Here is a 22,408-nt window from a genome sequence, read left to right as displayed (position 1 = left end):
TCCGAGGCGCTGTTAGTATTTGCCGGTGGGGCCGGAATTGCCTTTGCCGATGTTGCGCAGGGGTGATGCTTGGCAATGGTGGGATGATCTCGAAGCCTGTTGCTGGCGTTGTATTGAGCCTGGCCGGAAATGGTAAGCGCCGGTCCAGCCACGCGCTTCATAGTGTTGGCGTTCCGTTGTAACAAAGCTGTCACATCCGGGGAACGCGGGGGTTAGCGTGGCTTGAAAAGCGTAGTCAGAACCTCCACTTGTAGAACCAAGTGAGAGCCGGCCGGTCCCAAGCGGCCGTGCAGAGAGCCCGGTAACGGGACGATGGAAAGGACAAAAAATGACGAAGAAAACGTCTGTAGCGAGCAGCACTGCCTACCCAGTTCTGCCTTTGCGCGACATCGTGGTATTCCCGCACATGATCGTGCCGCTGTTCGTCGGACGGGAAAAGTCGATCCGTGCGCTCGAAGAGGTCATGGGGTCTGACAAGCAGATCATGCTGGTGACGCAGATCAACGCCAGTGACGACGATCCGGACCCTTCGGCAATTCACAATGTGGGCACGGTCGCCAATGTACTGCAACTGCTCAAGCTGCCCGACGGCACCGTCAAGGTTCTGGTCGAAGGCCGCGCCCGCGCTGAGATCGACACCTATACCAGCCGCGAAGATTTCTACGAGGCGCTCGGCCATGTGCTCGAGGAGCCGCATGACGATCCGGTCGAGCTGGAAGCATTGTCGCGCTCGGTCGTTTCCGAATTCGAAAGCTATGTGAAGCTCAACAAGAAGATTTCGCCTGAAGTGGTCGGCGCCGCCAGCCAGATCGACGACTATTCCAAGCTCGCCGATACGGTCGCCTCGCACCTGTCGATCAAGATCACCGAGAAGCAGGAGATGCTGGAGACGACCAGCGTCAAGCAGCGCCTGGAAAAGGCCCTCGGCTTCATGGAAGGCGAGATCTCGGTGCTGCAGGTCGAAAAGCGCATCCGCTCGCGTGTCAAGCGCCAGATGGAGAAGACCCAGCGCGAATACTATCTTAATGAGCAGATGAAGGCGATCCAGAAGGAACTCGGCGACGGCGAGGAAGGCCGCGACGAGATGAGCGAACTGGAAGAGCGCATCTCCAAGACCAAGCTGTCCAAGGAGGCCCGTGAAAAGGCCGATGCGGAGCTGAAGAAGCTGCGCCAGATGAGCCCGATGTCGGCCGAAGCCACCGTCGTGCGCAACTATCTGGACTGGCTGCTCGGCATCCCGTGGGGCAAGAAGTCGAAGATCAAGGCCGATCTCAACAATGCCGAGAAGATCCTCGAAGCCGATCACTTCGGTCTCGACAAGGTCAAGGAGCGCATCGTCGAATATCTGGCCGTACAGGCCCGCGCCACCAAGATCAAGGGTCCGATCCTCTGCCTCGTGGGCCCTCCCGGCGTCGGCAAGACCTCGCTCGCCCAGTCGATCGCCAAGGCGACCGGCCGTGAGTATGTCCGCATGGCGCTCGGCGGCGTTCGCGACGAAGCCGAAATCCGCGGTCACCGCCGCACCTACATCGGCTCGATGCCCGGCAAGGTTATCCAGTCGATGAAGAAGGCAAAGAAGTCGAACCCGCTCTTCCTGCTCGACGAAATCGACAAGCTCGGCCAGGACTATCGCGGTGATCCGTCTTCGGCCTTGCTCGAAGTGCTCGATCCGGCGCAGAATTCGACCTTCATGGACCATTACCTGGAAGTCGAATACGACCTGTCGGACGTGATGTTCATCACGACGGCGAATACGCTCAACATCCCGGCGCCGCTGATGGATCGCATGGAGATCATCCGTATCGCCGGCTACACCGAAGATGAAAAGCGCGAGATCGCCAAGCGGCACCTGCTGCCGAAGGCCATCAAGGAGCATGCGCTGCAACCCGAGGAATTCTCGGTCAGCGACGACGCCCTGATGGCGATCAGCCAGCAGTATACCCGTGAAGCCGGTGTCCGCAGCTTCGAACGCGAATTGATGAAGCTCGCCCGCAAGGCGGTGACCGAGATTATCAAGGGCAAGACGAAGTCGGTTCACGTGACGGCCGCCAACATCGCCGATTACCTGGGCGTCCCGCGCTTCCGTCACGGCGAAGCCGAGGGCGAGGATCAGGTCGGCGTCGTCACCGGTCTGGCGTGGACGGAAGTCGGCGGCGAGCTGCTGACGATCGAAGGCGTGATGATGCCGGGCAAGGGCCGCATGACGGTCACCGGCAATCTGAAGGACGTCATGAAGGAATCGATTTCGGCAGCGGCCTCCTATGTCCGCTCGCGCGCCGTCGATTTCGGCATCGAACCGCCGATGTTCGAAAAGAACGACATCCACGTGCACGTGCCGGAAGGCGCCACACCGAAGGATGGCCCCTCGGCCGGTGTCGCCATGGCGACCGCCATCGTCTCGATCATGACCGGCATCCCAGTGAACAAGCATGTGGCCATGACCGGTGAAATCACCCTTCGCGGCCGTGTGCTGCCGATCGGTGGTCTCAAGGAAAAGCTGCTCGCAGCGCTTCGCGGCGGCATCAAGAAGGTGCTGATTCCGGAGGAAAACGCCAAGGACCTGGCGGAGATTCCTGACAACGTGAAGAACAACATGGAGATCATCCCAGTCTCCCGCATGGGCGAGGTGATCAAGCACGCGCTGATCCGCCGGCCCGAGCCGATCGAGTGGGATGGCACGGTGGAAACGCCTGTGATCACATCGGTCGAAGGCCTTGATGAGACGGGCGCAACCATAGCGCATTGAGTGGCGCTTGCCACATTTATGCCCATTTGGCGCAAAAGACGCAAAAAGGCTGGCGGAAACGCCAGCCTTTTTTGTGAAAACGTCATGGAGACGCTTGCTTTTCCTTGATTTGCAGGGCTTCTGGGTTCCCGGCGGGCCTGATGAAACCTATTCTGCGCCTAGCTTACATTTGAGTCGTTTCATACCATTTAGAAAGGGGTGGAAACATGAACAAGAATGAACTCGTGTCCGCAGTGGCCGAAAAGGCGGGACTGACGAAGTCTGACGCGGCTTCCGCTGTCGACGCGGTTTTCGACGTTGTCCAGGCTGAACTCAAGAACAAGGGCGACATCCGCCTCGCAGGGTTCGGCAGCTTCACCGTTTCTCATCGTGCAGCATCGAAGGGCCGCAACCCGTCCACCGGCGCTGAAGTCGACATTCCGGCTCGCAACGTGCCGAAGTTCACGCCCGGCAAGGGCCTGAAGGACGCCGTCAACGGCTGATTAAGATTATCCGCCAGCCGTGAACGAGACCGGCTGTGCAGGGTTTTGAGAGGGGTTCGGCTTTGCCGGGCCCCTTTTTGGCTTGTCCGCTTGCCGCATGCGGGACTTTGTTTTACCACGGAGCTGTTCTCAGGGCGGGGTGAAACTCCCCACCGGCGGTAAGGGCTTCGGTCCGAGCCCGCGAGCGCGTTCCCAAGCTGTCGCGCGGGAAGGGTCAGCAGATCCGGTGCGATTCCGGAGCCGACGGTATAGTCCGGATGAAAGAGAATGAGCATGGCCGCGTGCGGGCAGGGGACTGCCAGCGTCAGCGTGTCATCGCTTCATGCGTCCTGATTTATGTTGGTCCCTATTCTGGATAGAAGACATGAATCAGAATTCCCTTGCAGTCTCTCAATCCCGCGCCTTTGCCGGCGCAACCTTCATGGTGCTTGGAGGCGTGGCCTTTTCGCTCCTCAACGTCGTCACCCAGTGGCTGACCATGAAGCTCGCCTTTCCCCCGGCCTCGGCGGCCTTCTGGCAATACGCCTTCGCCTTCCTTTTCTCCTTGCCCTTCCTGCGCAAGGCAGGCCTTTCGGCCATGCGCACCAGCTATCCCTGGCGGCATGTCGTGCGCGTGGTCTTTGCCGCGCTCGGCGTCGCGGCATGGGTTGCCAGCCTTGCTTCGGTGCCGATCTGGCAGGCGATTGCGCTCGTCATGACCTCGCCCTTCTTCATCGTCCTCGGCGCCCGGCTGTTCCTCGGCGAACGCGTCGGCGCCGCCCGCTGGGCGGCAACGGCTGTCGGCTTTTCCGGCGCGATGATTATCCTGCAGCCTTGGTCCGACAGTTTCACCTGGGCAGCGTTGCTGCCGGTGCTCTCCGCGCTGCTCTGGGGTGCATCGTCGCTGATCACCAAGAGCCTGACCGGCATTGAGAAGCCGGAGACGATCACCCTCTGGCTGCTGGTGCTGCTGACGCCGATCAACGGCGGGCTGGCACTTGCGGCGGGCCTCGCCGTGCCGACGGGTGCGACGCTGGCTCTCTCCCTTCTGGCGGGCCTCCTGACGGTCGTGGCGCAATATCTGCTGACCCTTGCCTATGCCAGCGCCGACGCTGCCTATGTGCAGCCGTTCGACGATCTGAAGCTGCCGCTCAACGTGCTCGCCGGCTGGCTGTTCTTCGGTTATGCACCGGCCGGTTATCTCTGGCTGGGAGCCGGACTCATCCTCGCCGCATCGCTCTTCATCATGCGCAACGAGATGCGTCGGGAAAGGCAGACGGCCTCCGCATGAAATGTCACGGACTGTCATGTCTCTGTCATGGCAGTCCCGCAGAAAACCCGTGTTTCGACTATTCGCCACATGGGGGATTTCATGACGATTTCATCGCGCCATGCAGCGCTTGCTGCCGTGCTTCTCGTATCCGTTGCCTTTCCGGCCGCCGCCGAGCCGGCCTTCAACCGCATCGCCTCTTTCCCGGTCGCTCAGAACCTGCCTGATGACAAAGACAAGCTGTCGCCGACATCGGCCGAAATCATCACCGCGACCGACGATGGCAATACGCTGATCTACAGCGACAGCCCGCTCCGCGCGATCGGCTTCATCGACATCAGCGACGCCAAGGCGCCGAAATCAGGCGGCGCGCTGATGATGGACGGCGAGCCGACATCGGTCACCTCGAGCGCCGGCAAGGCGCTCGTGGCCGTCAACACCTCCGAGAGCAAGGCGAAGCCCTCAGGCCGCCTGGCGATCGTCGACGTGGCGACGAAGAAGATCGAAAACAGCTGCGATCTCGGCGGCCAGCCGGATTCGATCGCCCTCAACAGGGACAAGACGCTCGGCACTATTGCGATCGAAAACGAACGCGACGAAGACGTCAATGACGGCAAGATCCCGCAGATGCCGGCCGGCGACCTCGTCGTCTTCCAGGTCAAGAACGGGACTGTTGATTGCAGCAGCATAAAGCATGTGACGCTGACCGGTCTCGCCGGCGTTGCCCCTGAGGATCCGGAGCCGGAATTCGTCGCCTTCAACGGGCTGAACGAGATTGCCCTGACGCTGCAGGAAAACAACGAGATCGTCATCATCGACGCCAATAAGGCTGAGGTGAAGACGCATTTCTCCGCCGGCAGCGTCGATCTGACCGGCATCGACACCAAGCGTGACGGCGGGCTGAAGTTCACTGGCGAATCCAAGGGAGTACTGCGCGAGCCCGACGCCGTGAAGTGGCTGGACGACAACCGCCTCGTTGTCGCCAATGAGGGCGATTACCAGGGCGGCTCGCGCGGTTTCACCATCTTCGACAAGACGGGCAAGCTTCTCTACGAATCGGGCGCATCCTTCGAACGCGCCGTCACCCATCTCGGCCACTATCCGGAAAGCCGCTCGGGATCGAAGGGCGTCGAGCCGGAAGGCCTCGAAGCTGCCAAGTTCGGCGATGACCAATATTTCTTCCTGCTCGCCGAGCGCGCCTCGGTCGTCGGCGTCTATAAGGACACCGGCGCCGACCCCGAACTCATCCAACTGCTGCCGTCCGGCATTTCGCCGGAGGGTGGCGTCGCTATTCCCCAGCGCAATCTCTTTGCCACCGCCAACGAGCTCGACCTCGGCAAGGATGGCGGCGCGCGCTCGCATGTGATGATCTACGAGCGCTCGGAAGGCGAGAAAGCCTATCCGAAGATCGTCTCTGCCGACAAGGACGGCAATCCGATCGGCTTCGCAGCACTTTCGGGTCTCGCCGCCGTTCCCGGCAAGCCGGGCATGCTCTATGCCGTCAGCGACAGCGTTCTCGGCTCGCAGCCGACGATCTACACGATCGATGCCAGCAAGAAGCCAGCGGTCATCACCGATGCACTCGTCGTCAAGCGTGACGGCGCCCCGGCCCAGAAGCTCGACATCGAAGGCATCGCGGTTGCCGCCGACGGCTCCTTCTGGCTCGCCTCGGAAGGCTATAGCGAGCGTCTCGTGCCGCATGCCCTCTATAACGTCAATGCCAAGGGAGACATCAAGGCCGAGATTGCCCTGCCGAAGGAACTCGCCGCCAATGAAATCCGCTTCGGTTTCGAAGGTGTGACCATTATCGGCACCGGCGACGATGCCACGCTCTGGATGGCGGTCCAGCGCGAGTGGGGCGACGACGAGAAGGGCTTCGTCAAGCTCGTCTCCTACAATCCGAAGAAGAAGGAATGGGGCGCCGTGCGCTATCCGCTCGACAAGACGGAAAGCGGCTGGGTCGGCCTGTCGGAAATTTCGGCTCAGGGCGACAGCGTCTACATAATCGAGCGCGACAACCTCGTCGGCGATGCCGCCAAGCTGAAAAAACTCTACAAGGTGGCGATCTCGGAGCTGAAGCCCGCCAAGCTCGGCGGCGAACTGCCCGTCGTCAAGAAGACCGAAGCCCACGATTTCCTCGGCGAACTCAAGAGCGCGACCAACGGCTACGTGCTCGACAAGCTCGAAGGCTTCACCTTCGATGCATCGGGCAAGCCCTATGCCGTCACCGACAATGACGGCGTCAGCGACTCCTCCGGCGAGACGCTGTTCTTCCCGGTTGATCTCAGCGCCACGAACTGAGGCGTCATAGAGGGATAAGGGAGAGGCCGGGCGAAAGTCCGGCCTCTCTTGATGCCGAGCATCCAAGAGGTGTCCGCATTCACGGTGGGAAGGCGAGGGCATCCGACTGAAGAACATTTGCAAAGCAGAGGGCTTCGGCGGGACGCGACTGGCAGGAGGCGAGATGCTGAAGCAATTACAACAGCTTGCGGGTGCAGGGAGGTTGGAGTTTGGCATGGGCGCCTCCCCACACTCCGTCATCCTCGGCCTTGAGCCGCGGATCCATGCCCCTGCCTCTCACGCGTGCGGATGCTGGGGTCAAGTCCGAGCATAACGGAGATTGGCGGACGGGATGGGCAGGAGGCGAGATGCTGGAGCAATTACAACGGCTTGCGGCGCAGTGAGGTTGGAGTTTGGCATGGACGCGCCCCACCCTCCGTCATCCTCGGCCTTGAGCTGCCTTGAGCCGAGGATCCATGCTGCGACCTCTCACGCGTGCGGGTGCATGCTCGGCTCAAGGCCGAGCATGGAGGAGGAGAGGGCTGAGGCCTTCAACAAAGGTGGTTCATTAATGCTTCCCGCAGCCCTCACAAAGAAGCAGCTCCAACCCTACCAGCGCTGATGCACATGCGGCGCGATCAGCCGAGCGTAGATCTCGCGTGTCGCCGCCATGACATCGCCCGCAAGCGGCGCCAGATCGGCAGCCGCCGCATTGGCCTTGGCCTGTTCGCCATTGCGGGCGCCGGGAATGACGACGGTGACTGCGTCGCTCATCAGGATCCAACGCAGCGCAAAAGCGGCCATGGTCGCGCCGGCGGGCACCAGCTTGCGCACCTCTTCCACCGCCTGCAGGCCGACCTCGAACGGCACGCCGGCAAAGGTCTCGCCGACATCGAAGGCTTCGCCATGGCGATTGAAATTGCGGTGGTCGTCGCTGGCAAAATGCGTCTCGCGGGTGATCTTGCCGGAGAGCAGGCCGCTTGCCAGCGGCACACGGGCGATGATCGCCACGTTCTTGCGCCTGGCCTCGGCAAAGAACAGGTGGTCGGGGCGCTGGCGGAAGATGTTGTAGATGATCTGGATGCTGACGACGCCGGGATACTCGATCGCCTTCAGCCCGTCCTCGACCTTTTCGACGCTGACGCCGTAACCCTTGATCTTGCCGGCCGCCTGCAACGCGTCTAGACCATCGAAGACCTCGGGCTGGTAAAACACCTCGCGCGGCGGGCAGTGCAGCTGCACCAGGTCGAGACTATCGACGGCAAGGTTTTTCAGGCTGCGGTCGATGAAGCCTTCGAGATTGGCCTTGCTGTAGCCTTCGGCGACATGCGGATTGAGGCGGCGGCCCGCCTTGGTGGCGACCATTGGGCGCTCGCCGCCACGCGCCTTTCAGCACGTCGGCGATGATTTTTTCCGAGCGGCCGTCGCCATAGACGTCGGCCGTATCGATGAAGGTCATGCCGGCATCGAGCGCGGCATTCAGCGCCGCACGCCCGTCCGCCTCGCTGATATCGCCCCATGAGCCGCCGATCTGCCAGGCGCCGAAGCCGACATTGGTAACGGTGAAGAGCATGCGGCCGAAAGCATGATGTTTCATGAGAAATTCTCCCAATGTATGTTGCCCGGAAGTGTGCAGCGGTTCCGGGATAACGACATGCGTAAAAACAAAGAACCAAAGCGCGTCGCATGAACCAAGTTCAATGCGACGCGCTTTAGGTGATGAAAGATATTGGCCTACCAGCAGGGCGACTATGCGGCAATTGCCGATCCGGCCTTGATCGCTCGCCTCGATGAAATATCGTCAGGTTACAAGGCTTCAAATGCAATGGAATAGAAAAGGAACGATCATGGAGATCAAACCCGCCGGCTCTCGCCCCTCGATGAAACCGCCGGCCGACTATTTCACCGGCGCCGTTCGCCAGGATCCGCTGATCGAGCCGCCGGCGCCGGCCCGGGTGCGGGCAACCTCCGTCACCTTCGAACCCGGCGCCCGCACGGCCTGGCACACGCATCCGCTCGGCCAGACGCTGATCGTCACCTCGGGCAAGGGGCTTGCCCAGAGCTGGGGCGATGACATCCGCGAAATCCGCGCCGGCGACACCGTCTGGTTCGCGCCGGGCGAAAAACATTGGCATGGTGCTGCCCCGGATACGGCGATGACGCACATCGCCATTCACGAGGCGCTGGACGGCAAGCATGTCGACTGGATGGAGCATGTCAGCGACGCGCAATATTCCGGCGCGTTGTCGGCCGGTTAGAGCCGCTTCAGGCAGTAGGAAAAATGCGCATGTGATTCGACGGTCAGGAACTCGAATTGCCAGCCGTAATCCTTGCAGAACTTGGTGACCGCCTCGACGACGCCATAGACGATCGGTTTGACGGTATTGCCGGTGCAGAAATCATGCCCGGCAATGCGCCCCGTCCGCTTCACCTTCTTTTCGCAGAGCAGGAGTTCCTGCCATGTGAGCTCGAAGGAATGGTCTGTATCGATATAGGCCCAGTCGAGGAAATCGTCCTCGAATTCGGCGAGCTTTTCGAGCGACGTGCCCTGCATCAGATACAGCCGTCCGGCCGCGATCTCGGTCGCGAACTGCGTATGGATCGAATCGAGGCCGGAGCTGTAGCGGTCCATCGACCAGGGATCAATGAGGTAGAGCTGCGCCGGGCGGTTCTTTTCCAGAATCTCCGCCGTATATTCGCCGAAGGCGGCCCCCACCTCGACACCGATGCCGCCATTCGGGATCCGGTAGAGCAGCTCGCCGCGATCCGGCAGCAGGCGGGCATTTTCCAAATGGTGGGCGCTGAGCGGTGTGCGCGGCATGCTCGCCCTAAGCGCCTGCCTTTCTTCACGTGTCTTCATCTCTGATCTCGAATTGCGGGCGGTTGACGGCCCGGATGCGGTCTGCGGGGAACGTAGGAGCAGCGGACCTCGATGACAACCACATGAGGGGAATTTGCTTCTTTCGGACAAATCGCTAAGTTTCATTCGTGGACCGACGAAAAAGCCTCGGGAGGAGCGATTTCATGAGACGCATGTGGCCGGAAGAATTCAACGCCGTCTTCAACGGAGCCGAGGAGGTGATGTTGGAATCACTAGCCGAGGCCGGCGAGGCGCCGTTGCACCGGAAGGCGCTGAGGGCGCGCATCACCATGGAGGATTACGAGCGGATCTGGCCGCTCGCCGAGATGCGTTTCCGGCTGGGCGAAGGGGATCTGGCCGGCAAGGCCGTCACGCTGATCACCACCAATCCCCACTACCACGCCTGGCACCCGAAGGACGGCGGTAGCGTCGAATCGGTCTCCGACAGCGGCCGCCATTTCAAGACGGATTATATCGTCGTGCATTTCCTGCTCGACGACGTCAAGGAAACCTCCCCCGCCTGATATGTCCAAGCCGGTGCCGGCCGCAAGCCCGCACCGGCATCCGCATTCTGTTGACGCCGATGTGATTCCGACGCTGATGACAATCGCGGCGATATCGCTAAGTTTGCGGAAATTTTCTTAAACTGGAGGTTCCCGTGACGGCGAACGTGCTGGATATTCCTGTAAAATCAATGGATGGTCGTGAAACCACGCTCAACGACTACAAGGGCAGGGTGGTCTTGATCGTCAATGTCGCCTCGAAATGCGGGCTCACGCCGCAATATGAGGGGCTGGAAAAGCTCTACGGGGAAAAGCGCGAGCGCGGTTTCGTCATCGCCGCTTTCCCCGCCAACGACTTCAAGGGCCAGGAGCCCGGCACTGACGCCGAGATCCTCGATTTCTGCACCAGTACCTACGACGTCACCTTCCCGATCTTCTCGAAGATCTCGGTGAAGGGCGAGACCCAGCACCCGCTTTACCGGCAACTGACCAAATCCGGCGTGAAGACCACCGGCGACGGCCCGATGCGCGAACGCCTGAAAGCCCACGGTATCGCAGGCGGCGACGAGGACGACATTCTCTGGAACTTTGAAAAATTCTTGATCGGGCGCGACGGCAAAGTCGTCGCCCGCTTCGCGCCTGACGTGACGGCCGATGATTCGCGGCTGGTTTCGGCGGTGGACAAGGAACTGGCGAAGGGATGATTTGCCCTCCGGCTGCCAGGCGCATCCGGGCGCTGAACGTCTTCAGATCCCGAGTACGGTCACAAGCGGCGGCGTAAAGTCCTTGAAGCCCAATCTTGGCCAGTCGCACCTTGCGTCAAATTGCGTCTTTGGTTTGTGGCGCTGGCAGTTCGGCTTCGTCTTGAATGCATAGCCAGGCAGGTTGACGTAGGTGGGACTTGGGGCGCCAACGGCAATCGCGATGCACAGCGTTAATACGGAGCAGAGAGTTCTCATGGCACCCCTCCAGGCGTGAGAAACCTTCAAGCGCGGAGACTTTCCGGGCGGCGAATATTCCCACGTTCGCCGGCTCCCATCCATTCGCCCAATAGGAGGTGGCGCGGTTGCCGGAGTAGTCCGTTTTGGTGGAGGTCTCAGACTCCCGAGCGCATCTGGATCTGCCGGACGTCGCGCCTTGCTGTGCCGAAATGTCTTCCCGAATGCAGCCTCGAATATAGGTACCGAGGCGCACCAAGCGTCGGTCTGCCAGCCCGCGATATCACTTGGGTACTTGGCGCGAATGGGAGAAAAAATGGTGGGCGATGAGAGACTCGAACTCCCGACATCCTCGGTGTAAACGAGGCGCTCTACCAACTGAGCTAATCGCCCATCGCGAGCGAAGCCGGATCGGCCTGCCGCGTTGGTGGCCGTGATCTATGCGGATCGCGGCAAAACCGCAAGAGTGTTTGTGAAGAATTTTTGATTTTTTTGGCGACAGTCCTATCCTTTGCCGTGGCGGTCGGGCGCAGCCTGGCTGTGGATAAAGGGGAGGGGAGGGCGGCGGGCATAGGCAATTGCTGGAGTCGTCGGCTTCGATCGGGCGCTGGTGCCGCGGCGGACAACGGAATTGCCGGCGTTTCATTGTTCCCGCATGGTCTTTGCCGAAACAATTCAACGACTGTCATGGTTTTGTCTCCAAACCTGCTTGACACTAAAAGACGAACCCCGTAGTTAGCCGCTCATCGAAACGGGCAGCCGTTTTGGTGAGGGTGCGAAGGCATCCGGATTGCTTGAAATGAAGTGCGGGTGTAGCTCAGTCGGTTAGAGTGCCGGCCTGTCACGCCGGAGGTCGCGGGTTCGAGCCCCGTCACTCGCGCCATTTCAAAAGAGGCGACCAAACGCCGCCGTCCGGTTCTTCCGTCCGTCATGCGCGGGTGTAGCTCAGTCGGTTAGAGTGCCGGCCTGTCACGCCGGAGGTCGCGGGTTCGAGCCCCGTCACTCGCGCCATTCTCTTCCGAAAGCCATGCAGTTTCCAGGGGTCAGGCATGCAGCTTGAATCAGCTTCTGCGGATTTGTCGCGACATCGTTGCATCTGCTTGATAATGTCCGCGCGCGACGCGTCGAATTGCCTCTGTAAAAGTCTTGCGCCGGGGCTTCGGCTGCGCTAACCACGGCTTGTTGCAACGCACGTTCGCTTGCCGGGCAATTGCCCAAATGCGCCGCCTGGTGCCTCCGGCAAGCAAGGATGAACATGATGACTGAACTGCTCAGTTCCTATATTCCGATCGCTATCTTCATCGCTATCGCGCTTGTCATCGGCCTGGCGCTGCTCATTGCGCCGTTCGCCGTGGCTTTCAAAGCGCCCGATTCGGAGAAGCTCTCGGCTTACGAATGCGGCTTCAACGCTTTCGACGATGCCCGCATGAAGTTCGACATCCGCTTCTATCTCGTGTCGATCCTCTTCATCATCTTCGACCTCGAAGTCGCGTTCCTCTTCCCCTGGGCCGTTTCTTTCGGCGCCATCGGCTGGTTCGGCTTCTGGTCCATGATGGTCTTCCTCCTCGTGCTGACCATCGGCTTTATCTATGAATGGAAAAAGGGAGCCCTGGAATGGGAGTGACCCCTGTGAGCAATCAGCCGCTCGTCGCCCAGCAGCCGAAGGGGATCATCGATCCCGCGACCGGCAAGCCGATCGGCAGCAATGACGCCTTCTTCGGCGAGATCAACAACGAGCTCGCCGACAAGGGTTTCCTCGTCACCTCGACCGACGAGTTGATCAACTGGGCCCGCACCGGCTCGCTGATGTGGATGACCTTCGGCCTTGCATGCTGCGCTGTCGAAATGATGCAGCTGTCGATGCCGCGCTATGACGTCGAGCGCTTCGGTTTTGCGCCGCGCGCCTCGCCGCGCCAGTCCGACGTGATGATCGTCGCCGGCACGCTGACCAACAAGATGGCGCCCGCTCTGCGCAAAGTCTACGACCAGATGCCCGAGCCGCGCTATGTCATCTCGATGGGCTCCTGCGCCAATGGCGGCGGCTACTACCACTATTCCTATTCCGTTGTGCGCGGCTGCGACCGTGTCGTGCCGATCGATATCTACGTGCCGGGCTGTCCCCCCACGGCAGAAGCGCTGCTCTATGGAGTGCTTCTGCTGCAGAAGAAGATCCGGCGCACCGGCACGATCGAACGCTAAGGGTTAAGGACAAGGCATATGAGTGAAGCCCTGACTGAGCTTGCGTCCTACCTTGGCGAAGCGCGCGGCAACCTGATCGCCGCGTCGCAGCTGAAGTATGGCGAGCTGACGCTGACGACGACGGGTGAAAACCTGATCGCGCTTTTGACCTTCCTGCGTGACGACGCCAAATGCGGTTTCGTCAACCTGATCGATATTTGCGGTGTCGACTGGCCGCAGCGCGAGCTGCGCTTCGATGTCGTTTATCACCTGCTGTCGCCGAAGAAGAATGTGCGCATCCGCATCAAGGTCGCGACCGATGAAGATACGCCGGTTCCCTCCGCCTGCGCCGTCTATCCGGGCGCCGATTGGTTCGAACGCGAGACCTGGGACATGTACGGTGTCCTGTTCACCGGTCATCCGGACCTGCGCCGCATCCTGACCGACTACGGTTTCGAGGGTCACCCACTACGCAAGGACTTCCCGACCACCGGATTCGTCGAGGTCCGCTATGACGACGCTGCAAAGCGCGTCGTCTACGAGCCGGTAGAACTGAAGCAGGAATTCCGCAACTTCGACTTCATGTCGCCCTGGGAAGGCACCGAATACGTGCTGCCGGGGGATGAGAAGGCGAAGCAGTAGTCTTAGGCATTAGGCAGAAGCCAGCAGGCAGTAGTGATAAGGGAGAATGGCAACGGCGATTAATTCCTATCAGGATCTTACGGTGTGGCAGCGCTCAATGGATCTTGCGGTTGAATGTTACGGCCTGACCAAAGAATTTCCGAAAGAGGAAATTTATGGCCTCACCTCCCAGGTAAGACGTTCAGCGGCGTCCATCGCGGCAAACATAGCGGAAGGTTACGGACGCGAGGCAACGGGTGCGTATGTGCACCATTTGAAAATTGCCCAAGGGTCCCTGAAGGAGTTGGAAACGCATCTGATACTTTCGGCGCGAGTAGGAATGACCACGGTGTCGCAGACCCAGTTGGCGCATTCCTTGATCACCGAGGTAGCAAAGATGCTGCGGTCGCTCATTCGCCGCCTGCAAGATGGACAGGACGAACGTGAGAACTGAAAACGACACTATTGCCTATTGCCCACTGGCTAATGCCTGCAATAGCGGAGCGCTTGCAAATGACCGAACATAACGTCCGCAACTTCAACATCAATTTCGGACCGCAGCATCCGGCGGCGCATGGCGTTCTTCGTCTTGTCCTGGAGCTTGACGGCGAAATTGTGGAGCGGGTCGATCCACATATCGGCCTCTTGCACCGCGGCACTGAGAAGCTGATCGAGACCAAGACCTATCTTCAGGCCGTGCCCTATTTCGATCGTCTCGATTACGTCGCGCCGATGAACCAGGAGCATGCCTATGCGCTGGCCGTCGAAAGGCTGCTTGGCATCGAGATCCCGATCCGCGGCCAGCTAATCCGCGTGCTCTATTCGGAAATCGGCCGCATCCTGTCGCATCTCCTGAACGTCACGACGCAGGCCATGGACGTCGGCGCGCTGACGCCGCCGCTCTGGGGCTTCGAAGAGCGTGAAAAGCTGATGGTGTTCTACGAGCGCGCCTCGGGTTCGCGCATGCACGCCGCCTATTTCCGTCCGGGTGGCGTCCATCAGGATCTACCGGAAAAGCTGGTGCAGGATATTGGCGACTGGTGCGATCCCTTCCTGAAGGCGCTCGACGACATCGACAACCTGTTGACCGGCAACCGCATCTTCAAGCAGCGCAACGTCGATATCGGCGTAGTCTCGCTGGAAGATTGCTGGGCCTGGGGCTTCTCCGGCGTCATGGTGCGCGGTTCGGGTGCAGCCTGGGATCTGCGTCGCGCCCAGCCTTACGAATGTTATTCCGATCTTGAATTCGACATCCCGATCGGCAAGAACGGCGACAATTATGACCGTTACCTGATCCGCATGATCGAGATGCGCGAATCTGTCCGCATCATGAAGCAGTGCGTCAACCGCCTGCTGTCGGATGCCAAGACCGGTCCTTTCTCGTCGATCGATGGCAAGGTCGTACCGCCGAAGCGCGGCGAGATGAAGCGCTCGATGGAAGCGCTGATCCACCACTTCAAGCTTTACACCGAAGGCTATCACGTGCCGGCCGGAGAAGTGTATGCCGCCGTCGAAGCGCCGAAGGGCGAGTTCGGCGTCTATCTCGTCTCCGACGGCTCCAACAAACCCTATCGCTGCAAAATCCGCGCGCCGGGCTATGCGCATCTGCAGGCGATGGACTTCATGTGCCGCGGCCACCAGCTTGCCGACATCGCAGCGGTGCTCGGTTCGCTCGACATCGTCTTCGGCGAGGTGGACCGCTGATGCAGCGTCTGCCGCTTGCCGTCGCTCTCCTTCTTGCGGCATCCGGGGCTTCGGCTCAGGAGGCCGACACCCTCGGGACGCCGTTGGGCCATAAGGAAGTGACACCGCCGGCGGCGCAAGCCTCCATGGGCGAGCTTTTGTCCAAGGGCTATCAGATCAAGGCTGCCATCCCGAATGGCAGCAAATTCGTCGTATTTATGCAGAAAGACCAGTCGGCCTATGCCTGCGAAATGCAGTCTTTGACCGCTTCGCGGTGTGGAACCCTAAACTGATAAGGCGTGAGGAAGAATGTCCGTTCGTCGATTAGCCGAAGATCAATTTCAGCCTGCCGCATTCGCTTTCAGCGATGAAAATGCGGTCTGGGCGGACAAGACGATCCAGAAATACCCCGCCGGCCGCCAGCAGTCGGCGGTCATTCCGCTGTTGATGCGGGCGCAGGAGCAGGACGGCTGGGTAACGCGTGCGGCGATCGAAAAGATCGCCGACATGCTCGACATGGCCTATATCAGAGTGCTCGAAGTCGCGACCTTCTATACGCAGTTCCAGCTGCATCCCGTCGGCACGCGCGCCCATGTCCAGGTCTGCGGCACCACGCCCTGCATGCTGCGCGGCTCGGAAGCGCTGATGTCGGTCTGCAAAAGCAAGATCCATGCCCATCCCTTCGAGCGCAATGCCGAAGGCACGCTGTCGTGGGAAGAGGTCGAATGTCTTGGCGCCTGCGTCAACGCCCCGATGGTGATGATCGGCAAGGACACCTATGAGGATCTGACGCCCGCCCGGCTCGAAGAGATCATCGATACCTTTGCCGCCGGCAATGGCGCGAGCATCAAGCCGGGTACCCAGATCGACCGCATATTCTCCGCACCAGAAGGCGGCCTGACCTCGCTGACGACGGAAGAGCCGAAGGCAAGGACACGCGCCAAGAAGACCGATGCCGAAAGCGTATCGGCTCCGGTCGACGCCGCTCCGGTCCCGCCGTCGGAAGCCGCCCGCCCGAAGAGCACCGATGCCGAGACCAATGCGGCGCTGAAGACGCCGGCAACGGCGCCGAAGGCGGCGGCCAAGAACGCCAAGGCAGCCGAAGAACAGCCGGTTTCCGGCACGGCGGCTGCCGAGCCGGCCCCGGCCGTCAAGGCCGAAGCCCCGGCGGCAAAGCCCAGCCTGACCGACAAGAACCGTCCGACCGGCGTCGAAAAGCCCGCCGCCCCGGATGATCTGAAGATGATCTCCGGCGTCGGTCCGAAGATCGAGGCGACGCTGAACGAAATCGGCATCTTCACCTTCGCGCAGGTCGCGAGCTGGAAGAAGGCCGAACGCGAATGGGTCGACGGCTACCTGAACTTCCGCGGCCGCATCGAGCGCGACGACTGGGTCAAGCAGGCCAAGGCGCTCGCCAAGGGCGGCGAAGCGGAATATATCAAGGTCTTCGGCAAGAAGCCGCGGTAAGAGGTGAAGCATGTTACAAGATAAAGACCGCATCTTTACCAACATCTACGGCCTCAAGGACAAGTCCCTGAAGGGCGCGATGAGCCGCGGCCACTGGGATGGCACCAAGCAGATCCTCGAAAAGGGCCGTGACTGGATCATCAACGAGATGAAGGCATCCGGTCTTCGCGGCCGCGGCGGCGCCGGCTTCCCGACAGGCTTGAAATGGTCCTTCATGCCGAAGGAAAGCGACGGCCGCCCGCATTACCTCGTCGTCAACGCCGACGAATCCGAGCCTGGCACCTGCAAGGACCGCGATATCATGCGCCACGATCCGCATACGCTGATCGAAGGCTGCGTCGTCGCGAGCTTCGCCATGGGCGCCAATGCGGCCTACATCTATGTGCGCGGCGAATATATCCGCGAGCGCGAAGCGCTGCAGGCGGCAATCGACGAATGCTATGACTATGGCCTGCTCGGCAAGACCAACAAGCTCGGCTGGGACATGGACATCTTCGTCCACCACGGGGCCGGCGCCTATATCTGCGGCGAGGAAACCGCGCTGCTCGAAAGCCTCGAAGGCAAGAAGGGCCAGCCGCGCCTGAAGCCGCCATTCCCGGCCAATATGGGCCTCTATGGTTGCCCGACGACGGTTAATAACGTCGAATCGATCGCCGTTGCTCCGACGATCCTGCGCCGCGGTGCCGGTTGGTTCTCTTCCATCGGCCGTCCGAACAATGTCGGCACCAAGCTGTTCATGCTCTCCGGCCACGTCAACAAGCCGTGCACGGTCGAAGAGGAAATGGGCATCACCTTCCGCGAACTGGTCGACCGCCACGCCGGCGGCATCCGCGGCGGCTGGGATAATCTGCTCGCCGTCATTCCCGGCGGCGCATCCTGCCCGATCGTGCCTGCCAAGGACATCATCGACTGCCCGATGGATTTCGACGGCCTTCGTGCCGTCGGTTCCTCCTTCGGCACGGCCGCCGCGATCGTCATGGACAAGTCCACCGACGTCATCAAGGCGATCGCCCGCATCTCCGCCTTCTTCAAGCACGAGAGCTGCGGCCAGTGCACGCCCTGCCGCGAAGGCACGGGCTGGATGTGGCGCGTGATGGAACGCATGGCCAAGGGCAATGCCCAGAAGCGCGAAATCGACATGCTGTTCCAGGTGACCAAGCAGATCGAAGGCCATACCATTTGCGCGCTCGGCGACGCCGCCGCATGGCCTGTGCAGGGTCTGATCCGTAACTTCCGCCCCGAGATTGAAAAGCGCATCGACCAGTATACGGCAAGCGCGCTTGACCACGGCGCGGTTCTGGAGGCGGCTGAATAATCATGACGGACAAGGCATCGAAAAGTGGGAAGAAGGAAGAGACTGCCGATATCGCGGCCGGCTTCGGCCGTCTTGCCGCCGAGATGCTGGAAAACGCACAGGCGATGCCTGTGCATCCACTGATGGCGCATCCGGCCGCTGCCTTTGCCGCCGCAACGGCGATCGGCTTCGGTTTCTCGACGCAAATGGCGAGCGCCTTTTTCGGGGCCTTCCAGAGCGCGCTGGAAACGACCGGCAAGCTTGCCGCCGCCCTCGACGACACGCCGCCGGACGAGCCGATGCCCGATGTTGACATCCGGCCGGAAAATATCCGTCCGGCCGTCAAGGTTTTCACCAAGTCCTTTGCGGAGAAGCCTGCGGCCGAGAAAAAGGCCGGGCCGAGACTGACGGTGGTCAAGCCCGCAATCGCACCGGTCCAGGCAAGCGAGCCGGCGCCGCCAAGCCAGCCAAAGCCGGTCGTGAAGGCAAAACCGGTCGCGCGGGCTGCAAAAGCCAACGATCTCAAGCTGATCGCCGGCATCGGCCCGAAGCTGGAGCAGGTGCTGAATGCCAAGGGCATTCGCAGCTTTGCCGAGATTGCCGCCTGGACCGACGAGGACATCGCCCGGCTCGACGCTGAGCTTGGCTTCGACGGCCGCATCGCCCGCGACGACTGGATCGGTCAGGCGAAGGTTCTCGCCGGGCGGAGCCGCAGAAGGAAATGAACTGTCCGGCCGTCAAAAACCGGCCGGAAACATGGGCAGATCGGCGGACGGGCGGGGGCCTCACGCTGCAGATGCCGGTGCGGGTTCCGGGTCTGGAACGCGCGACAGAAAATTTGGGCGACATCGGCTGCCGGCAGGACGAAAGATCCGGCTCGGCAATGAAAATGTTGCAAAAACGGGTTTGTTTGCCGTCATCAGGCAAACGGGAAACAGGACTGAGCGACGATGGCAAAACTGAAGATTGACGGCAACGAGATCGAAGTTCCGGATCATTTCACGCTATTGCAGGCGTGTGAGGATGCCGGGGCCGAAGTTCCGCGCTTCTGCTTCCACGAGCGCCTGTCGGTTGCCGGCAATTGCCGCATGTGCCTTGTCGAAGTGAAGGGCGGCCCGCCGAAGCCGCAAGCTTCCTGCGCCATGAGCGTTCGCGACATCCGCGGCGGCCCGAACGGCGAACTGCCCGAGGTCTTCACCAACACGCCGATGGTCAAAAAGGCCCGCGAAGGCGTGATGGAATTCCTGCTGATCAACCATCCGCTCGATTGCCCGATCTGTGACCAGGGCGGCGAATGCGACCTGCAGGACCAGGCGATGGCCTTTGGCATCGATACCTCGCGCTACCAGGAAGACAAGCGCGCCGTCGAAGACAAATATATCGGCCCGCTGGTCAAGACGGTGATGAACCGCTGCATCCACTGCACGCGTTGCGTCCGCTTCACCACCGAGGTTGCCGGCATTTCCGAACTCGGCCTGATCGGCCGCGGCGAGGATGCCGAGATCACCACTTATCTCGAACAGGCGATGACCTCGGAACTGCAGGGCAATGTCGTCGACCTTTGCCCGGTCGGCGCGCTCACCTCCAAGCCCTTCGCCTTTACCGCGCGCCCCTGGGAACTGAACAAGACCGAATCGATCGACGTCATGGATGCTGTCGGCTCGGCGATCCGCGTCGATACCCGCGGCCGCGAAGTTATGCGCATCCTGCCGCGCGTCAACGAGGCGATCAATGAGGAGTGGATCTCCGACAAGAGCCGCTTCATCTGGGACGGCCTGAAGACCCAGCGCCTCGACCGGCCCTATGTCCGCCGCGACGGCCGCCTGCAGCCGGCCACCTGGGCCGAAGCCTTCGGCGCCATCAAGGCCGCCGTTGGCGCCACTTCGGGCGACAAGATCGGTGCGATCGCCGGCGATCTTGCTTCCGTTGAGGAAATGTATGCGCTTTCCGAACTGGTGAAGTCGCTCGGCTCCGCCAATCTCGACTGTCGCCAGGATGGGGCGGCACTCGATCCGTCGCTCGGCCGCGCCAGCTACCTCTTCAACCCGACCATCGCAGGTATCGACCAGGCCGACGCGCTGCTGATCATCGGCGCCAATCCGCGCTTCGAGGCGGCGATCCTCAACGCCCGCATCCGCAAGCGCTGGCGCCGCGGCAAGTTCCCGATCGGCGTCATCGGCGAGCCGGGCGAACTGCGCTACAGCTATGACTATCTCGGCGCCGGTCCCGACACGCTGAAGGATGTGGTCGATGGCGGCCATGCCTTTGCCGACGTCCTGAAGAACGCTGCCAAGCCGATGATCATCATTGGCCAAGGCGCGCTGTCGCGCAGCGACGGCGCCGGCGTTCTCGCCAGTGCCGCCAAGCTCGCCGGTTCGGTCGGCGCGGTTGTCGAAGGCTGGAACGGCTTTGCCGTCCTTCATACCGCCGCCTCGCGCGTCGGCGGCCTCGACCTCGGCTTCGTGCCGGGTGCCAAGGGCGTCAATGCCGCCGAAATGCTGACGTCGATGGACGTGCTCTTCCTGCTCGGCGCCGACGAACTTGACTTCACCGCCAAGAAGGCGGGGCTGACTGTCTATATCGGCTCGCATGGCGATAACGGCGCGCATCATGCCGACGTCATCCTGCCGGCCGCAGCCTACACTGAAAAATCCGGCACCTGGGTCAACACCGAAGGCCGGGTACAGATGGGCAGCCGCGCAGGCTTTGCACCGGGCGATGCCCGCGAGGACTGGGCAATTATCCGTGCCCTTTCCGACGTGCTCGGCAAGAAGCTTCCCTTCGATTCGCTGAGTGAACTGCGTGGCCGGCTCTATGCCGCTTTCCCGCATTTCGCCGCCATCGACGAGATCGCCGAAACCGATAGCGCCCAAATTGCCGCAGTTGCGAAAAAAGCCGGCAAGATGAACAAGTCAGGGTTTGCGTCGCCGGTCAAAGACTTCTATTTGACGAACCCGATTGCGCGTGCCTCGGCTGTCATGGCCGAGTGCTCGGCATTGGCCCGCAACAACTTCAAAGTCGCGGCAGAGTAAGGGCAGGGGACCATGGATTCTTTCTTTTCGACCTATGTCTTGCCGGCGATCATCATGATCGGGCAATCGCTGCTGCTTCTTGTCTGCCTGCTCGTCTTCATTGCTTACGTGCTGCTTGCCGACCGTAAGATCTGGGCGGCCGTGCAGCTGCGCCGCGGCCCGAACGTCGTCGGTCCCTTCGGCCTGTTCCAGTCCTTCGCCGACCTTCTGAAATTCGTCTTCAAGGAGCCGATCATTCCAGCCGGCGCCAACAAGGCGGTCTTCCTGCTTGCCCCGCTAGTGACGGTTCTTCTGGCGCTGTCCACCTGGGCGGTGGTGCCGCTCGCCGACGGATGGGTAATCGCCAACATCAATGTCGGCATCCTCTATATTTTCGCGATCTCTTCGCTCGAGGTTTACGGCATCATCATGGGCGGCTGGGCTTCGAACTCGAAGTATCCGTTCCTCGGTGCGCTGCGCTCGGCGGCGCAGATGGTGTCCTACGAAGTCTCGATCGGCTTCGTCATCGTCACCGTGCTGCTCTGCGTCGGTTCGCTGAACCTGACCGACATCGTCAATGCACAGCATACCGGCCTCGGCACCATGCTCGGCCTGCCTGCCTCGTTCCTCGACTGGCATTGGCTGTCGCTGTTCCCGATGTTCATCGTCTTCTTCATTTCGGCGCTCGCCGAGACCAACCGTCCGCCCTTCGACCTTCCGGAAGCCGAATCGGAACTGGTTGCCGGCTTCATGGTCGAATACGGCTCTTCGCCATACATGATGTTCATGCTCGGCGAATATGCGGCCGTCTGCCTGATGTGCGCGTTGACCACGATCCTCTTCCTCGGCGGCTGGCTGCCTCCGGTCGATATCTGGATCCTCAACTGGGTTCCCGGCATCATCTGGTTCACCCTCAAGGCATGCCTGGTGTTCTTCATGTTCGCGATGGTCAAGGCCTTCGTTCCGCGCTACCGCTACGACCAGCTCATGCGCCTCGGCTGGAAAGTTTTCCTGCCGCTGTCGCTCGCCATGGTCATCATCGTTGCATTCGTGCTGAAGCTGATGGGATGGGCTTGATGACGCCCGCTCTCGTTTC

The 22,408-nt window shown here is 61.1% G+C and carries 20 protein-coding genes, 3 tRNA genes, 1 pseudogene and 1 riboswitch; of the genes and pseudogenes, 21 read left to right on the top strand and 3 right to left on the bottom strand.

Annotated features, from left to right (window positions below):
• Positions 1 to 328: 328 nt before the first annotated feature.
• The 4 genes from lon (at position 329) to GGI60_RS08775 (ending at position 6,778) form a co-directional block, all read left to right on the top strand.
• Entirely contained in the window at positions 329 to 2,746 is a 2,418-nt protein-coding gene (lon, locus tag GGI60_RS08790) for an endopeptidase La (RefSeq protein WP_183914866.1), read from the top strand.
• 206 nt (positions 2,747 to 2,952) lie between these two features.
• Entirely contained in the window at positions 2,953 to 3,228 is a 276-nt protein-coding gene (gene hupB / locus GGI60_RS08785; RefSeq protein WP_003547346.1) for a DNA-binding protein HupB, read from the top strand.
• A 121-nt stretch (positions 3,229 to 3,349) separates the two neighbouring features.
• A riboswitch (FMN riboswitch) is annotated at positions 3,350 to 3,501 on the top strand.
• Positions 3,502 to 3,592: 91 nt separating this feature from the next.
• Positions 3,593 to 4,498 (top strand): DMT family transporter, encoded by a 906-nt coding sequence (locus GGI60_RS08780; protein WP_183914864.1) that lies wholly within the window; start codon positions 3,593 to 3,595, stop codon positions 4,496 to 4,498.
• Positions 4,499 to 4,579: 81 nt separating this feature from the next.
• Positions 4,580 to 6,778: an esterase-like activity of phytase family protein gene (locus GGI60_RS08775; protein ID WP_246720347.1), complete on the top strand. Its 2,199-nt coding sequence runs from the start codon at positions 4,580 to 4,582 to the stop codon at positions 6,776 to 6,778.
• Between the two features lie 588 nt (positions 6,779 to 7,366).
• On the opposite strand, the pseudogene GGI60_RS08770 reads toward GGI60_RS08775, so the two are convergent.
• A pseudogene (locus GGI60_RS08770) lies at positions 7,367 to 8,354 on the bottom strand (aldo/keto reductase).
• Between the two features lie 250 nt (positions 8,355 to 8,604).
• On the opposite strand from GGI60_RS08770, the gene GGI60_RS08765 reads away from it, so the two are divergent.
• The gene (locus tag GGI60_RS08765) at positions 8,605 to 9,015 is read left to right on the top strand and encodes a cupin domain-containing protein (protein ID WP_183914862.1); all 411 of its coding nucleotides are present in this window, start codon (positions 8,605 to 8,607) and stop codon (positions 9,013 to 9,015) included.
• On the opposite strand, the gene GGI60_RS08760 is transcribed toward GGI60_RS08765, so the two are convergent.
• Complete coding sequence (locus GGI60_RS08760) at positions 9,012 to 9,617, bottom strand: class I SAM-dependent methyltransferase (protein WP_183914860.1); 606 nt, start codon at positions 9,615 to 9,617, stop codon at positions 9,012 to 9,014. The genes GGI60_RS08765 and GGI60_RS08760 overlap by 4 nt on opposite strands.
• Before the next feature lie 164 nt (positions 9,618 to 9,781).
• On the opposite strand from GGI60_RS08760, the gene GGI60_RS08755 reads away from it, so the two are divergent.
• Both GGI60_RS08755 and GGI60_RS08750 read left to right on the top strand, forming a co-directional pair.
• Positions 9,782 to 10,141: a hypothetical protein gene (locus tag GGI60_RS08755; protein ID WP_183914858.1), complete on the top strand. Its 360-nt coding sequence runs from the start codon at positions 9,782 to 9,784 to the stop codon at positions 10,139 to 10,141.
• Between the two features lie 134 nt (positions 10,142 to 10,275).
• Positions 10,276 to 10,824: a glutathione peroxidase gene (locus tag GGI60_RS08750; protein WP_183914856.1), complete on the top strand. Its 549-nt coding sequence runs from the start codon at positions 10,276 to 10,278 to the stop codon at positions 10,822 to 10,824.
• Positions 10,825 to 11,375: 551 nt separating this feature from the next.
• On the opposite strand, the gene GGI60_RS08745 is transcribed toward GGI60_RS08750, so the two are convergent.
• Positions 11,376 to 11,451: transfer RNA gene (locus tag GGI60_RS08745), tRNA-Val, on the bottom strand.
• 413 nt (positions 11,452 to 11,864) lie between these two features.
• Here GGI60_RS08745 and GGI60_RS08740 point away from each other — a divergent pair.
• The 14 genes from GGI60_RS08740 (at position 11,865) to nuoH (ending at position 22,389) form a co-directional block, all read left to right on the top strand.
• A tRNA-Asp gene (locus GGI60_RS08740) sits at positions 11,865 to 11,941 on the top strand.
• 51 nt (positions 11,942 to 11,992) lie between these two features.
• Positions 11,993 to 12,069: transfer RNA gene (locus tag GGI60_RS08735), tRNA-Asp, on the top strand.
• A gap of 247 nt (positions 12,070 to 12,316) precedes the next feature.
• Entirely contained in the window at positions 12,317 to 12,682 is a 366-nt protein-coding gene (locus tag GGI60_RS08730) for an NADH-quinone oxidoreductase subunit A (protein WP_010055493.1), read from the top strand.
• Positions 12,673 to 13,257 carry a NuoB/complex I 20 kDa subunit family protein gene (locus tag GGI60_RS08725; RefSeq protein WP_183914855.1) on the top strand — a complete coding sequence of 195 codons (585 nt, stop codon included), beginning with the start codon at positions 12,673 to 12,675 and terminating at the stop codon, positions 13,255 to 13,257. Before GGI60_RS08730 ends, GGI60_RS08725 begins: the two co-directional genes overlap by 10 nt.
• An 18-nt stretch (positions 13,258 to 13,275) precedes the next feature.
• Positions 13,276 to 13,878, top strand: a complete 603-nt coding sequence (locus tag GGI60_RS08720; protein WP_183914853.1) for an NADH-quinone oxidoreductase subunit C — start codon at positions 13,276 to 13,278, stop codon at positions 13,876 to 13,878.
• Positions 13,879 to 13,924: 46 nt separating this feature from the next.
• Entirely contained in the window at positions 13,925 to 14,311 is a 387-nt protein-coding gene (locus GGI60_RS08715; protein ID WP_183914850.1) for a four helix bundle protein, read from the top strand.
• 59 nt (positions 14,312 to 14,370) lie between these two features.
• A complete protein-coding gene (locus GGI60_RS08710; protein ID WP_183914848.1) occupies positions 14,371 to 15,561 on the top strand; it encodes an NADH-quinone oxidoreductase subunit D in 1,191 nt (396 codons plus the stop codon).
• A complete protein-coding gene (locus GGI60_RS08705) occupies positions 15,561 to 15,833 on the top strand; it encodes a hypothetical protein (protein ID WP_183914846.1) in 273 nt (90 codons plus the stop codon). Before GGI60_RS08710 ends, GGI60_RS08705 begins: the two co-directional genes overlap by 1 nt.
• A gap of 16 nt (positions 15,834 to 15,849) precedes the next feature.
• The gene (locus GGI60_RS08700) at positions 15,850 to 17,007 is read left to right on the top strand and encodes an NADH-quinone oxidoreductase subunit E (protein ID WP_183914844.1); all 1,158 of its coding nucleotides are present in this window, start codon (positions 15,850 to 15,852) and stop codon (positions 17,005 to 17,007) included.
• A 10-nt stretch (positions 17,008 to 17,017) separates the two neighbouring features.
• Positions 17,018 to 18,322, top strand: coding sequence for an NADH-quinone oxidoreductase subunit NuoF (gene nuoF / locus GGI60_RS08695; RefSeq protein ID WP_183914842.1), 1,305 nt, complete (start codon positions 17,018 to 17,020; stop codon positions 18,320 to 18,322).
• Between the two features lie 2 nt (positions 18,323 to 18,324).
• On the top strand, positions 18,325 to 19,026 hold the full coding sequence (locus tag GGI60_RS08690) for a 5' DNA nuclease (protein ID WP_183914840.1): 702 nt from the start codon (positions 18,325 to 18,327) through the stop codon (positions 19,024 to 19,026).
• On the top strand, positions 19,023 to 19,271 hold the full coding sequence (locus tag GGI60_RS08685) for a hypothetical protein (RefSeq protein WP_183914838.1): 249 nt from the start codon (positions 19,023 to 19,025) through the stop codon (positions 19,269 to 19,271). The genes GGI60_RS08690 and GGI60_RS08685 overlap by 4 nt, the downstream gene beginning before the upstream one ends.
• Entirely contained in the window at positions 19,252 to 21,333 is a 2,082-nt protein-coding gene (gene nuoG, locus GGI60_RS08680; RefSeq protein ID WP_183914836.1) for an NADH-quinone oxidoreductase subunit NuoG, read from the top strand. Before GGI60_RS08685 ends, nuoG begins: the two co-directional genes overlap by 20 nt.
• Before the next feature lie 12 nt (positions 21,334 to 21,345).
• Entirely contained in the window at positions 21,346 to 22,389 is a 1,044-nt protein-coding gene (gene nuoH / locus GGI60_RS08675) for an NADH-quinone oxidoreductase subunit NuoH (protein ID WP_020921009.1), read from the top strand.
• The last annotated feature ends 19 nt before the right edge of the window (positions 22,390 to 22,408 follow it).

The sequence above is a fragment of the Rhizobium lentis genome (genome assembly GCF_014200175.1).
Taxonomy (GTDB): domain Bacteria; phylum Pseudomonadota; class Alphaproteobacteria; order Rhizobiales; family Rhizobiaceae; genus Rhizobium; species Rhizobium mulingense.
Note: the sequence above shows the minus strand (reverse complement) of the source record. Positions and strands in the feature narration are given on the sequence as shown.